12 protein-coding genes and 1 tRNA gene are annotated in these 13,315 nt (G+C 53.4%); 7 read left to right on the plus strand and 6 right to left on the minus strand.

Annotated elements, in window-relative coordinates; all coding sequences use genetic code 11:
* Positions 1–167 precede the first annotated feature (167 nt).
* Positions 168–851 (minus strand): matrixin family metalloprotease, encoded by a 684-nt coding sequence (locus HXY31_RS10820; protein WP_292642889.1) that lies wholly within the window; start codon positions 849–851, stop codon positions 168–170.
* Between the two features lie 118 nt (positions 852–969).
* Here HXY31_RS10820 and HXY31_RS10825 point away from each other — a divergent pair, with 118 nt between their 5' ends.
* The 3 genes from HXY31_RS10825 to HXY31_RS10835 all read left to right on the plus strand — a co-directional run bounded on the left by HXY31_RS10825 (position 970) and on the right by HXY31_RS10835 (position 5,499).
* Positions 970–2,604 carry a helix-turn-helix domain-containing protein gene (locus tag HXY31_RS10825; protein WP_292642892.1) on the plus strand — a complete coding sequence of 545 codons (1,635 nt, stop codon included), beginning with the start codon at positions 970–972 and terminating at the stop codon, positions 2,602–2,604.
* A gap of 499 nt (positions 2,605–3,103) precedes the next feature.
* Positions 3,104–3,418 carry a 4Fe-4S binding protein gene (locus tag HXY31_RS12375; protein ID WP_366933099.1) on the plus strand — a complete coding sequence of 105 codons (315 nt, stop codon included), beginning with the start codon at positions 3,104–3,106 and terminating at the stop codon, positions 3,416–3,418.
* Positions 3,419–3,468: 50 nt separating this feature from the next.
* Complete coding sequence (locus tag HXY31_RS10835) at positions 3,469–5,499, plus strand: glycosyltransferase (protein ID WP_292642895.1); 2,031 nt, start codon at positions 3,469–3,471, stop codon at positions 5,497–5,499.
* A 21-nt stretch (positions 5,500–5,520) separates the two neighbouring features.
* Here HXY31_RS10835 and HXY31_RS10840 read toward each other — a convergent pair whose 3' ends face one another.
* On the minus strand, positions 5,521–6,918 hold the full coding sequence (locus HXY31_RS10840; RefSeq protein WP_292642897.1) for a CAP domain-containing protein: 1,398 nt from the start codon (positions 6,916–6,918) through the stop codon (positions 5,521–5,523).
* Positions 6,919–7,241: 323 nt separating this feature from the next.
* Between HXY31_RS10840 and HXY31_RS10845 the strand changes: the two genes are divergently transcribed.
* The 4 genes from HXY31_RS10845 to HXY31_RS10860 are packed head-to-tail and all read left to right on the plus strand — an operon-like array spanning position 7,242 to position 10,132.
* Positions 7,242–7,874: a hypothetical protein gene (locus HXY31_RS10845; RefSeq protein ID WP_292642899.1), complete on the plus strand. Its 633-nt coding sequence runs from the start codon at positions 7,242–7,244 to the stop codon at positions 7,872–7,874.
* On the plus strand, positions 7,875–9,503 hold the full coding sequence (locus tag HXY31_RS10850) for a hypothetical protein (RefSeq protein ID WP_292642901.1): 1,629 nt from the start codon (positions 7,875–7,877) through the stop codon (positions 9,501–9,503).
* Positions 9,504–9,537: 34 nt separating this feature from the next.
* The gene (locus tag HXY31_RS10855) at positions 9,538–9,981 is read left to right on the plus strand and encodes a hypothetical protein (protein WP_292642903.1); all 444 of its coding nucleotides are present in this window, start codon (positions 9,538–9,540) and stop codon (positions 9,979–9,981) included.
* 1 nt (position 9,982) lies between these two features.
* Positions 9,983–10,132, plus strand: coding sequence for a hypothetical protein (locus HXY31_RS10860; protein WP_292642905.1), 150 nt, complete (start codon positions 9,983–9,985; stop codon positions 10,130–10,132).
* A gap of 1 nt (position 10,133) precedes the next feature.
* Here HXY31_RS10860 and HXY31_RS10865 read toward each other — a convergent pair.
* The 4 genes from HXY31_RS10865 to hemA form a co-directional block, all read right to left on the minus strand.
* Positions 10,134–10,211, minus strand: a tRNA-Gly gene (locus HXY31_RS10865).
* A gap of 44 nt (positions 10,212–10,255) precedes the next feature.
* Positions 10,256–10,876 carry a hypothetical protein gene (locus HXY31_RS10870; RefSeq protein ID WP_292642907.1) on the minus strand — a complete coding sequence of 207 codons (621 nt, stop codon included), beginning with the start codon at positions 10,874–10,876 and terminating at the stop codon, positions 10,256–10,258.
* Positions 10,877–10,914: 38 nt separating this feature from the next.
* Positions 10,915–11,907: a porphobilinogen synthase gene (hemB, locus tag HXY31_RS10875; RefSeq protein WP_292642909.1), complete on the minus strand. Its 993-nt coding sequence runs from the start codon at positions 11,905–11,907 to the stop codon at positions 10,915–10,917.
* Positions 11,885–13,183 carry a glutamyl-tRNA reductase gene (gene hemA, locus HXY31_RS10880; protein WP_292642911.1) on the minus strand — a complete coding sequence of 433 codons (1,299 nt, stop codon included), beginning with the start codon at positions 13,181–13,183 and terminating at the stop codon, positions 11,885–11,887. Before hemA ends, hemB begins: the two co-directional genes overlap by 23 nt.
* Positions 13,184–13,315: the final 132 nt, after the last annotated feature.

Below are 13,315 nucleotides of genomic sequence, written 5' to 3' on the forward strand. Positions count from 1 at the left end.
GCTGAGGAACCACCTGCTGAAGAACCTCCGGCTGAAGAGCAGCCTACGGAGGAGCAGCCAGCTGAGGAACCACCTGCTGAAGAACCTCCGGCCGACGACTCGGGCTCTGACCAGGGTTCAACAGGTGGAGGCACCGGTAGCAACTCTACTTCTACAGGCTAGCCCCGTCAACACTTGACGCTTCCAACTACAGAGTCAACATAAAGGGCAGACAATCCTTCTTGCTCGCAAGAGCCGACGTGGTTCTGCACAACGCCGTCTTCAAGCCTCAGCACGCTGTGCATGATGCTTCCGGGGTCAGTCGAGTGAGAGAGCCCTAGCGCGTGTCCAAGCTCGTGCGCTAGCGCGTATTCAAGCGACCCCTGGCTGTGCATCCGGCTTGCAGAATAGATCTCGACTTGCGCTGACACGACCTGCCCGACGCCCTTGACGGTGTACAGCCTAGTCTTGCCGAGCTTGCCTTCAGGATGTTCAAAATCGGTGAGCATGACATGGATGTTTGCCTGGCTTGCGTCCTGCGTGACTGACAAGGTCGGTACCGAGCCTTCAAACGAAGTCAGGAGATGGTTCCACTCTGACACCGTGGTGTTGCCGGAACTGTTGACAAGATCGACCGCGCTTGCAACGGCGGCCTGGTCCACTCCCTGCTCGGCAGAAACGTACACGAAAAGCACGGGTCCAGCCTCCCAGTAACCGTTGGTGCCAATAGTGTAAACAGAATCCTGTGCAGAGGCGCCCTCTTCAACCCCGTCTAGAAATTCGACTGTCTCGACCTGAGCGGGAGCAGAGCTTGAGGCGAACGGCAGCATGCCAAGTAGAGCCATGAAAAACAAGAGCCAGGGATAAGGCATGCCCAACTCCTTTCCAAACGCCAGACCGCATAATATTGTCTAGTTTGTTCAATTTCATGAACAATCGGTTGTTCACTTGTGCGAACAAGTTTATATCAAACTCTGCCGATCCAAGGGCGTGTCTGAAGACCCGCTTGTCAGCGACCTGAAGGCCTTTGGCCTCGACGAGGTGGAAGCCCAGACATACGTGAGACTGGCGAGGCTCGGCAAGGCCCGCGCAAGCTCGCTCTCATCGGCTCTGAAGATAAACAGGACGACCACCTACAGGGTGCTTGAGAGGCTCAAGCAGGCAGGAATAGTCGAGAGCTCTCTCTCAAGGCCTGTCAGCTACATCGCAGTCGAGCCGAGAAAAGCGCTTCAGCTTTTGCTCGACAGGCACAAGGAAGAGCTGAAAGCGGCCGAGACAAAGTTCCCGTCGATACTGGAGAGGTTCACGAGGTTCTACATACCCGCAGAGGAGGCGGTGCCAACAAAGTTCAGCATCTTTCAGGGGAGCGAGGAGATACACAGGGCCATAACGAGGATGGCAAAATCTGCCGACAAAAAGATCTCGATGATAACAACCGTCAAGGATCTGGGCAAGATGTATTATTCCGGCGTGTACGAAGCGCTGTCTGCCGCAAAGACGCGCGGCGTGTCAGTTCAGATAGTGACAGAGGTTGCAGACGCGCCGGCGCTGGAGATAGTCAAGAACTATGACTTTGCGGAGGCCCGTCACCAGACAGAATCCAAGATGAAGATGGTGATAAAAGACGAGGAGGAGGTCCTGATAACCGTGTCAAGCAGCGCAGAGGAGGAGGTCGCGCTGTGGACGTACTCCCAGTCGTTTGCCTCTGCCATGCAGGCAATAGTGAACAACGAGTTTTTCACCGGGACGGAGCTTGCCGCGGTTGCGACCGCGCTTGCAACAGGCAAGCCCGCAGAGCTTGTCAGGATAATCACCGGCGAGCAGGAATACACAGACAACATGCTCTCCCTCCTTGCGTCTGCCAGGGCGGAGGTGTTCATTGGGTTCAGCTTTTATCCGACGTTTGCGTCCCCGGCGGCCCTTGAGGTGCTCAGGGCGCTTGCCGAGAGGGGAGTGAAGGTGCGCGTCCTGTCGGCTCCAAGCGCCGACGAGATAGACATCGTGCGCAGGCTGCAAGGCACCATAGAGTTCAGGATCTCTGCGTTCCAGACCGACCTGCAGATAATGATAGTCGACGGCATGGAGATGCTTTTTTCAAACATGCCGGTCCAGGGCAAGAGCGCCGGGCTCAACATACTGACAAACCTGACTGGCATGGTCACCTTCATGCACAGCATCATGGCAGACGTGTGGCTTGACTCGCGCGAGTACATACTCCAGCTGGATCAGCTGCAGCAGTCGATAACGCTGAACAGCTGCGCAAACATGGTCAGGAGCAGGATGCAGGCGCACGGCATGGAGATAGAGGTAGGCACCAAGATCCTCGGCAAGTCAGGTGTGCTCCACAAGTTTGACATCATCTCAAGGAGCACAAGGACTGGAAGCAGGATAGCGGTGTCTTTCCTTGCCTATTCTGACCCCGAAACCACCGGTACAAAGCTGATGGAGTCAAAGATAAAGCTCCTTGACTGCGAGCCGATAGACCTGCTCATCGGGCTACTTGTCAAGGGCGGGGGCGACGCGTCAACTGCCAAGCTTGCCAAGGCAGTTGGACTCCCGATACTGCAGGCTGAAGACGCTGAAAAGCTTGCAGAGCTTGTCTTCAGTGAAATGGAAAAGAGGTAGGGACAGATTAACTTCCGGGCACGGCTACCTTTTCGGCACATTTGATACAATATTTTTCCAGCGGAAATGGTGCACCATGCACCATTTTAAGCACGAAAAAATGGTGCAATTTTTGGATACAGGGTGATGTGCGTTGTCAGGCTGCTAATGGATAATTAATAAATAAGGTACAATCCAACAGTACGCCGTGTCCGAGACAATAACAGAATACGTCTGCCAGGATTGCGGCACGCTCCTGGTGCACGGCAACCCGAGCACCCTGCAGAGCATGAAGGAGGTTCACGATCAACTGTGCGTTGTCAAGAGGCAAAAAACGCGCGCGGCCCAGATGGCTGCCCCTGCCGCTAAACCCGCGGCAGCTCCGGCAGCCGCAGCGCCAAAGGCAAGCGCGGCTCCGCCGCCTGCGATGGCAGCTCCTGCCGCGCCGGCAGCAGGTGGAGGCGAGACCACGTTTTCGCTTTCTGGAACTGGCACCAACTATTCGAAGGTGGAAGGCCCGATAGACACAGGCTTCAAGTCCAAGAGGCAGCAGGTGGGCAAATTCAGAGGAATAGCGGTCTGGGGCCCAACTGACGCTCCCGGACAATTAGGCATATGGGGCAGCAACGTCTGCGTCGATTTCGATATCTGTGTCGCTGACGGCGCCTGCATAGAGGCCTGCCCTGTCAACGTCTACGAGTGGCTCGAGACTCCGGGCCACCCTGCTTCAGAAAAGAAGGCGTTCATGGCAAGAGAAAAAGACTGCATATTCTGCCTTGCGTGCGAGAACGTCTGCCCTCCGCAGGCGATAAAGATATTCCAGAAGAGCGGCTAGAGCCTGACCCGATTACCTATAAATAGCAAGTCTAGCATATTGCACTAGCCATGGTAATGTACGGTCCAGGACCATTCCTGTACGTAGTGTTCATCATCGTTTCCTGGATAATCATGCTTTACACGCTCAACTTTTACTACCTTGCATACCACTCGAAGAACAGGAAAGGCCCCCGGCAAAAACAGCAGCCGCTGGCGACGTTTCCTGCTGTGACTATACAGCTGCCACTATACAACGAAAAGTACGTGGCCCGCCGGCTCATAAGCGCCGTGTGCGCGATAGACTACCCGAAAGAAAAGATGCAGATACAGGTGCTCGACGACTCTGACGACGACACGGTAGACCTCATCCGCTCCATCGTCGACGAATACAGATTCAAGGGCTTTGACATTGTTCACGTGCGCAGGACAGACAGGCGCGGCTACAAGGCCGGCGCGCTCAAGGAGGGCATGAAGAGCGCAACCGGCGAGTTCATCGCCATCTTCGATGCGGACTTTATACCGCCTGCTAATTTCCTGAAGCACCTGCTCGGACACTTTGACAACCCCAAGATGGGCTTTGTCCAGTGCAAGTGGGGCCACGTCAACGAAGATTACTCGACGATGACATGGGCGCAGGCAGTTTCGCTTGACATCCACTTTCTGGTAGAGCAGAGGGCAAAGAGCCAGAACCAGATAATACTCAACTTCAACGGGACTGCAGGCATCTGGAGAAAGTCGTGCATAGAGGACGCCGGCGGCTGGCACATCGGCACGCTTGTCGAGGACATGGACCTGAGCTACCGCGCCCAGATGAGGGGCTGGAAGTGCAAGTTCCTCGACGACTTTGTGGTCGACGCGGAACTTCCGGTGCAGATGAACGCGGCAAAACGCCAGCAATTCAGGTGGGCAAAGGGCTCGATACAGGTCGCCCAGAAGCTGCTCTTTGACGTTATGGTAAACCGCAAGGTGACGCCAGAGTCAAAGATGCAGGCGATGGTCCACATGACAAGGCACGTTGTAAACCCGCTTTTCCTTGCGCAGTTTCTGATATTCCCGATGCTCCTTGCGATGGACTTCACTCTTTACCAGGGCGACTGGGCGCCTCTTGCAGTCGGCGCCGTGTACATCGCCCTTGGGCCCGGCGGCTACCTTGCAGTCATAAACAAGGTCTGGCAGAAAGAGTGGAAAGGCAAGGCAAAGCAGTTCTTCTTTTTGAATTTCTTTGCGGCAGGGATGACTGTCAACAATTCAGTGGCAGTGTTTGACGCCATGTTCGGGCGCAAGAACGAGTTTCTGCGCACGCCCAAGTTCGGCATCGTGCACAGGGGCCAGGACTGGCGCGGCAAAGAGTATGTTTTGCCGTTCACGAGGACGACGCTTTTAGAAATATTCTTTGCAGTATACGGCGTCATCTCGATATTCATTGCGATATTCTCGGGCAACGGCGCGTACGCCCCCCTGATGGCCGTTCCGACGATTGGCTTCATCTATGTCGCCTACCTGACCATTGCACACTCGCAGTTTGGCAAGAGAAAGGGCAGGCGCAAGTCCGCAACAGTTGTCGTGCAGCACAAAAAGACTGCGGGGCAGAAAATCCTGCTGCCAGGCACGCTTGCTTTCCTGCTAATCGGCGCAGGCCTTGCGTACTATGGCTATTTCGCTTACATTTACCCGCTGAACGAAGCCCTGGGGCTCCTCTCAAGGGCCGAGACCGCGCAGACCCCTCAGCAGCTTGCAGAATACGCCGGCCTTGCACAAAAGCTGATACCCGAGAAGGGCAACCCTGTCTGGCTCTTCCCGACGCCCCGGACGGACTTTGCCATACTTCACATGCAGCTTGACACGATGCTTGCGCGCTCTGCCGAGCTCTCGTCTGCCGAGCCTCACACAGAAGCATACAGCATGGCTATGGCAGACATGCACGCGTCGTCTCTTCTGGTGCAGCAGAACCTCGAAGAAGCGATACCTTTCATCTACATCAGCCCCACGAACCTCGCAATCGCCGGCGCGTGGATAGCGGTGATACTCTCGATATTTGCCGCCATGAAGGTGGCAAGCGCAAAGCACAAACGGGAAGAGGCTGCCACCGTTCATACGTGAAAGGTCAGATACTCCCTCCACTCACCTTGTGAAGGAATAGGTTAATGCCTCAAATTTCTCTCCTGCATTATCATACAGGTAAAGTACGATCGTATATGCACCAGGCTTTGGAGCAATTTCTCTAATCGGAATCGAAATATCGATTTGGATATAATCTCCGCGACTGTACACCATCCAATTGCTCGCAAAGTAGAATGGAAGAATGCGACCTGTACTTGTTTCGATACAATGCAGTGTGCTATCCGAAATGTATACGGTGGTCACACAACCCTGTAATTCGCCAAGGCCGTACGAATTATCATCCTTGTGCGCCTCATATTCTGAAGCAGTAGGCTTCGGATCCCTGTATACTTCCATCGGAACACTGAGTTCTTGGTGAACCTTGCCGTTTATGCGAACACTGTTACCTTCGAGTCGAGGAGAATCGAATTGAAAATATTGATTCTCAAAATTCTGGACTATTACGAAAAAGTAGTCATCAAAAGTGATTCCAATGCTTACATGTGTATGATACTTGTCAAGGATATTGTCCCTGTGACCATTATTGCAGCAGGCCTCATCTTCATAAACCATAAGCCTCTCAAGTTTATCAATCGATTCGAGAGGATCTATCTTTGCACAATTCTTTCCCTGAATGCAATCTTCGTATGATTCTACATACCCGCTCGTAGCAACATTTTGCGTCACGGCGCCGAGACCTCCGTGTCTGGAATACGTCATGTATGGTTTTTCTCCGTTTGTCATCCAATGGGAGATTATTCTCGTTGAGAATACATCATTTGCATGCTCCTGAGCGGCGGCATTTTCACTCAAGGTTACGGGAGAAAGACCATACTTAGCTCTGTCTTGGTTAATGCGTTTCAAGGCATAATCTCTGAGCGATTCTAATCCTAATTTATCAGTCCTTGAGTCAGGAATGGATACGAGGTCTATCTGGGATTCCTCAACTTCGGGATATTTTATTTCAATCGTTCTCGATATCACATCTGACAGAACTATAGGCTCTTCAAAATCGCTGACTGCAAACACTCGCACAACAAACATTCCGCTCGAGTCAGGAGTCCAAGATATGCGAGCAAACGTCGTAATTGAACTCGGTAGTTCTCCTTTCTGCCACTTTATGGAAGAAGTATATCCATTTTCATCTCGTATCTCAAAAACCACAATATATGGTAGCATAACACTCTTGTTATTATGTAGGGATACCGACAAGTACGCAAGGGAGTCTATGTCTATTGATTCCACACTGTTGTTATTTGTATCAAAAAGCTTCAAGTCCTTCAACGCAAGGTCCCCAACTTCCGCCACAGCAACTGGTGCTAGACTCAAAATCCCCACTACAATGTTCGCAGACAATAAGAGACCTAGGAATACACGAGTCATAGTATCATCCGGTTCTCTGTCGTCGAGGACCCTCATGAACATAGTTCAATGCTTGCTTAAGACTATATCTTTTCCGGAAGATCCAAACATGTGCACTAAACTATTTCTTGTGAGATGCCTCAATCATTTAGCCTGTAAAAGCCGGACACCGGTCCTCTCATTTCTCACGTCTGATGAATCATAACGGTCAGATACCCTAGTGCTTTCATCATAGTGCAGACAAGAGTTATCATCATCCCAGAGAAAAGCTTGAGGGCCAGAGATATTAACCTGCGTTCGACACCTGTGTAAATTTTTTTACCCAGAGTGCAGCGAAAAGTTGCTCTTGGACTTAAATAACAATTTAGGCCGTCTACCTCATGACCGCAGAGGAAAGACTGATTAAAAAGATCCTTTCTGCGGGGTCGGCCGGAGCCAAGAAGGCTGATCTGCGCAAGGAGCTTGGAGAGATAGACGCGACGCTTGAGGCGCTGGTGAGCAAGGGCGAGGTTTTCGTCGACAAGCGCGGGAGCGCCTATTACTGCTTCCACAAGAGCCACTATGTACAGAGCCTGCTGAACACGGACCCGAGGTTCAAGCTGACCTACGACATGATAAAGTCACTTGACGAGACCGTTTCCAGCTCGTCAAAGGAAGTTGCGCGCGCAATAGAGACTCTTGCCGGCAACATTTCAAACCTGGCAAGGCTGGTGACTGAGCGCGGCACTGCAACGGCGCAGGCGTCTGCCGCGCCGACAAGGGCAGTCAGCGTTTCTGATTTCAAGGTCGCGTTTGACGCGGCGCTCGCAAACTCGGCGTCGTCCATAGGCTGGGTCGAGCTTGCGAAAATAAAGAGCGACGTGTGCGCCAAGTGCGGCCTTTCAGGCGACGAGTTCTACCGCCTCGTCGGCGAGCTGACGGGCCAGTACCAGGACAAGTACGAGCTATCCACCGGCGGTGGCGAGGGCGTGATGGTCCGGGGCCTGCTTCACGGCTTTGTGAGGTGCATCTAGGTGTATCCTTACAGGCTGGAAAAGAACCCCTACCCGAGCAGCCCGACGCCTACACTGCTTGACGCGCAGATACTCGGCGGCAGGCGCCACAAGGAAGCCAAGGCTGCCGTTCTGTCGTGCTTTTCAGACCTACACGGAAAGGTTGGTGCAGGGACTGCCACTGACAAGGACTTTCGACTGCTGACTGTAATCCAGGACGTCGGCTCTGGCAAGACGCACCTTGCGCTCCACATCAAGGGGCTCAAGGAGGTCGAGGACACCACGGTAACTTCTTACGTGGACCTTTCAGTCGTGTCGCCAAAGAACATGCACAGCCTGTATGCCGCGATGCTTGGAGGATTCACAGACGAATACATCGCCAAGATAAGGCGCGCAGTCGTCATGCACGTCTGCGAAAAGGGCGAGCGCGACTCTGCCGCCCGCAAGGTGTTCAACTATGGCTTTATGGACTCTATCTCTGGCAGGAGCCTCAAGGACAAGGCAGAACTTGTGCTGCACAACGCCATGACGCCAAACTATTCGGCGCTGTCGCAGGTGCTTGCTAAAGAGTTCACGCCAATCGAAGTCACGATACTGAAGCTGATAGTGGAAGGCAAGTTCAGGGCGGACGCGCAGAACGTGTCGACCCTTGAAGACATCATCGCAAGCCTCGCGGCCCTTGCGTCGCTCAACCTGCGCTTTTTGAAGCGCATAACCGTCTTCCAGCTGGACGAGTTCGAGTCAGACAGGGAGACTACAGAGTTTGTAAAGGCTGTGATAAACGCGCACATACCTGCGGCAGCTCTGATGCTGATATTCACGCCGTCGTCGTACAACGAGATAAGACAGGCAAACGCGTCGGTGTTTGACCGGCTTGAAAAGGCCAACTACAAGGTCGACCTTGCAGGCTCGAACACCTACGAGGAGATACTTGACATCATAATGGAGTATATACGCCACCACGACGCCACCAAGTGCTTCACGCCAGAAGAGGAAAAGGACCTGGCCGCCAAAGTGAAGGTAATCTACGACGAGTTCTCGGACTTTCGCAACGTCCGGTCTATGCTCAACATAATGTACCATGCAGTTGAAAATGCGGGCAAGCGCGACTGCGCCACCATAGACGAGCAGGCACTTGACGACACGATAAAGAACGTGTATCCGGGCCTGCGCATCCGCGGAAGCGTCATGGACGTGCCGATTTCAGACTTCATAAAAATCCGCAGGAACTGCAGCGACATAACCACGCTTGAATCAGGCGTCAAGGACGCGGTGCGCAACCTGGTAAACTATGCACACGAAGTCGGAGCTGTAGCCAAGCCGCAGAAGGCAAACGGCTCGGGCTTTGACGTGATGTTCTCAGACCCGTACGGCACAAAGGTGGCGGTAGCAATAGTCATCAACCAGGACCATGCCAAGAGCTTTGAGCAGATATCAAACACGCTCAAGACGACGGGCTTTGTCGATAAACTGGTGATACTGACAAACGCCAACACATCTGCTGGAACAAACGGAAGCGCAGTCGTGACAATGGACCGGTGCAAGATGATAGACCTCATCTACTTCAGCAACAAGTACAAGAACAGTGAGCTGATGGAAGACGACTCGCAGCGTGCGCTGATGCTTGCCAAGTCCATACGCATCTGCTAAAGGTTATCTTGCCCTGTTGCGCAGGTAATAGCGGATGCCCAAGCGCCACTTTGCCACGCTCGAGGAGTTCAAGGCCAACCTGCACAAGGAAGGCGCAACGCTTGTCGAGTTTGCAGGCGGTAAAGTCCCATGCGTGCTTGTCAGCCCGAAAAAATACGACGAGATGCTGAACAAGGTCTACGGCAAGAGGGTGTCAGCAGACACGATGCTTGACATCTTTTACGACGGGCAGGATGTCTTTGTGGACCTGAACGTCAAGTTTGCCGGCACAGACTTTGAAGAAAACTTTTTGCTCTATGCAAACGACATGCTGGAGTTTTTCGAGGCGCTTGCAGAAAGCGGGATGCTGGGACTTGCCCCGAGCGAAAACACGTATTCAAACTCGCAGAACGTCTTTATGATACAGCTCCCAAAGAAGGACGCGGCTGAAAGGGCGCTTGTCATTATAAAGTCAAACGCCAAAAAGCCAGTGAGATAGCATGGCAGACGAGGAATTCCCAAAGGAAGACGACACGCACTACCAGATCTATGGAAAAAGGGCGTGGGAAGTGGAGTACGGGGAAAAGTGCGAAAAGTGCGGCAAGCGCATAGACGAGTTCGGGTTCTGCGCATGCGGAAGCGCTGGATAAATGGTGCGACGGCCGGGATTTGAACCCGGGTTACCAGATTGGCAATCTGATGTCCTAGACCAAACTGGACGACCGTCGCACTAGAGCATGTCGATGTTGCTAGGTAATTTAAAGATGTCTTGCTCACGTGAGCAGAATAAGCGTGGAATATCCGCGACTTTCAGTGACATAGTCTTTCTCTATTTCTTCGACCACTGCGGTTATGGAAATCACGTCGTGCTTCTGGCAGCTCTTTGCGTCGATTATGACATAGTCGTCAAGAACGTCTGCCGGCGTCATGCTCGCGCTGCTCAGCGAGAAGCTCACCGGCGAGCTTGAACTTATCAAGAACAGCTGGTCCTTCTGGTAGTTGCCCACGCGCATCAGCCTCCCAGGCCGCGGCATGGCCTTCAGGTTGACCCTCACGACGCCGACCGGGTGCGTCGTGTAGTGCCTTGAATTATTGACAAACACGTCGTACTTGAACGGGTAGCCGGCGGTGTTTTCGGCCATCTTGTTGACGCCGTCGTTCATTATGATGTCCACCTTCTTTATCGTCGTGCCAAACCTGTTTATCCACTCGTTGGTCATTTTCACGACGTTTTGAATGACTGCCTTGCGCCTCCTGCTCTCGTCGTCGCCAAGGCTATACCGGTCGACCCAGTCGGAGTAGTCCTTGCTGATGTCGGTGATGAACTCGGTGCATGTGTTCTGGTACTCCTCAATCGTGGTCGCACGCTCGGATCCCGAGTCGGCCGCAAACATCAATTCTGTCTAGCCTTTCCGCGAATAAAAACGTGCATCTACAGAAGCTCTGCCATCTTTTTGGCCTGGTACGTTATTATCATGTCCGCGCCTGCGCGCTTTATCGCAGTCAAAAATTCTGTCATCACGGCGTTTTCGTCTACCCAGCCTTCCATGCTTGCCGCCTTTATCAGCGCGTACTCGCCTGACACGCTGTAGGCGCATATCGGCAGGTTCGTCGCCTTCTTTGCTTGGTACAGGAGGTCGAGGTTTGGGATGGCCGGCTTGATTATTATCGCGTCGGCGCCCTCTGAAATGTCCTGCTCTATCTCCCTCATTGCTTCCCGGGAATTTGCATAGGGCATCTGGTACGAGCGCCTGTCGCCAAATTCCGGCGTAGAGTGCGCTGCATCACGGAAAGGCGCAAAGAGCGGCGACGCCTGCTTTGAAGAGTAGCTCATGATAGCGGTCTCTGAAAACCCCGCGTCGTCAAGCGCCTTTCTTATGGACTGCACCTGGCCGTCCATCATCGCCGACGGCGCGACGATGTCAGAGCCCGCGCGGGCCTGGCTTACCGCAACCCTGGCAAGCGCGTCGATGCTCTTGTCGTTGTCTATCTTGTTTCCCGAAACTATGCCGCAGTGGCCGTGCGACGTGTACTGGCACAAGCAGACGTCGGTAATGACAGCGACCTTGTCGCCAAAGTGCTTGCGCACCTCGTCCACTGATTTCTGCACTATCCCCTTCTCGTCAAAGGCCGACGAGCCCTTGCCGTCCTTCTCTTTTGGCAATCCGAAAAGTATGATTGATTTTATGCCGAGGTCCGACAATTCTTCAACTTCTTTTGCAAGCCCTGCAAGCGGAAGGCGCCTTATGTCAGGCATCGACGCTATCGCCTGCGCCTTTTTGAGCCCTTCCTGGACGAACAGTGGCGCTATCAGGTTGCTTGGGGATAACCTGGTCTCCTGGAAAAGGTCGCGGATTGCCTGCGTCCTGCGAAGCCGCCTGAGCCTCACGTCAGGAAAGCCGTCACTGGACTTTTTCGTCGTCATACTGGAACAACTTGGCCACTATCTTCATCAGCTCTTCGCTCTCCCTGCCGCCTGCCTCTATCTCCTTTCTCAGGTAGTTCATGGGGGTCGACAGTATACCTTCTACGATGGCGTAGGAGAGCTGCTCGATTATCCTTTCCTGCTCGGGGCTTGACTTGGCAAGCATCGAAAGCGCCTTTTTCAGCTCGCGCTCGCGGATCTGGTCCACGCTCTTGAACACCGACACGACGACCGGCTCGGCTTTGAGCCTCTTCATCATGCTGTCGACTGACTTCATCTCGTCGTCGATTATCTTTTCTGCCGATATGACTTCCTTCATGCGCGAGCGCACGTTCTTTTCTACAAGCTCTGCAATCTGGTCCATGTTTATCAGCTTCACGCCGTGTATCGTGGCGACCTTTTCGTCGACAGTCCTCGGGTTTGAAAGGTCAAATATCATGACTGCGCCCTTGCGGTCCTTCATTGCCGCTTCCATCCTCTCGTGAGTTATCAGGAAATACGGCGCAGTCGTTGCGACAAACACGAGGTCTAGCTCGTTGAACATCGCCACTGCGTCTTCAAACCTGACGGGCGTGCCTGCCACCGTCTCTGAAAACGACCTTGCGCGGTCATAGGTCCTGCTTGTTATCATGAAATCGACGCCGCGCCTTTTGAGCACCTTTGCCACAAGCGACGCCGCCTCTCCGGAGCCTATCAGCATCACTTTCTTTGCCTTCATGTCGTCAAAGTACTCGTCTGCAAGGTTGACTGCAACAGAAGCAATGGACACGTTGCCCTTGTTGATGCCGGTCACGGTCCTTACCCTGCTTCCGACCTTGAGCGCCCTGTCAAATATCATCGCAAGGTTTGCGCTTGCATAGCTGTTCGACCTTGCGTATTCAAACGCGCGCCTGACCTGCCCGAGTATCTGGTCCTCGCCAACCACAAGCGAGTCGAGCCCTGACGCCAGCTTCATGAGGTGCATGACCGCGTCCTTGCCCACGTCGACCTCGACGCTTGCAAGGTCCTTTTCCTGCAGGCCTGCAGACTGGGCCCACTGCCGCAGCACTTTGGCCTCGTCGGGGCTTTTTGCAGCAGCATAAACTTCTACCCTGTTGCACGTCTGGATGATGACGCACTCATCGGCGCCGGCTTCCATGAATGCCCTGTGCGCGGACTCGGGGTCTTTGAACGTGAATTTTTCAAGAAGGTGTATTGGGGCGTTCTTGTACGTCACCCTTGCGTTGACGATCTGCACGGGCAGCGAAAGATCCTGCGTCCCGACAGAGGCCGTCATTTGCTTTTCATCACCCATTTTCGCAACAGCTCAAGCGTGGCGCTTTTAGCTTCATCAATCCTGTCTTCCTTAATAAGGTTCTGAATCTTTTTGTCCCTCAGCAAGGCGTACAGGAATTCCTTGCGCTTTTCA

The sequence above is a fragment of the Nitrososphaera sp. genome, assembly GCF_013388945.1.
Classification (GTDB): Archaea; Thermoproteota; Nitrososphaeria; order Nitrososphaerales; family Nitrososphaeraceae; genus Nitrososphaera.

Excerpts from the sequence above, each read along its gene's own strand:
- HXY31_RS10820 (WP_292642889.1), bottom strand. The coding sequence starts at position 851 with ATGCCTTATCCCTGGCTCTTGTTTTTCATGGCTCTACTTGGCATGCTG.
- HXY31_RS10835 (WP_292642895.1), top strand. The coding sequence starts at position 3,469 with ATGGTAATGTACGGTCCAGGACCATTCCTGTACGTAGTGTTCATCATC.
- HXY31_RS10840 (WP_292642897.1), bottom strand. The coding sequence starts at position 6,918 with ATGAGGGTCCTCGACGACAGAGAACCGGATGATACTATGACTCGTGTA.
- HXY31_RS10845 (WP_292642899.1), top strand. The coding sequence starts at position 7,242 with ATGACCGCAGAGGAAAGACTGATTAAAAAGATCCTTTCTGCGGGGTCG.
- HXY31_RS10855 (WP_292642903.1), top strand. The coding sequence starts at position 9,538 with ATGCCCAAGCGCCACTTTGCCACGCTCGAGGAGTTCAAGGCCAACCTG.
- HXY31_RS10860 (WP_292642905.1), top strand. The coding sequence starts at position 9,983 with ATGGCAGACGAGGAATTCCCAAAGGAAGACGACACGCACTACCAGATC.
- HXY31_RS10870 (WP_292642907.1), bottom strand. The coding sequence starts at position 10,876 with ATGTTTGCGGCCGACTCGGGATCCGAGCGTGCGACCACGATTGAGGAG.
- hemB (WP_292642909.1), bottom strand. The coding sequence starts at position 11,907 with ATGACGACGAAAAAGTCCAGTGACGGCTTTCCTGACGTGAGGCTCAGG.
- hemA (WP_292642911.1), bottom strand. The coding sequence starts at position 13,183 with ATGACGGCCTCTGTCGGGACGCAGGATCTTTCGCTGCCCGTGCAGATC.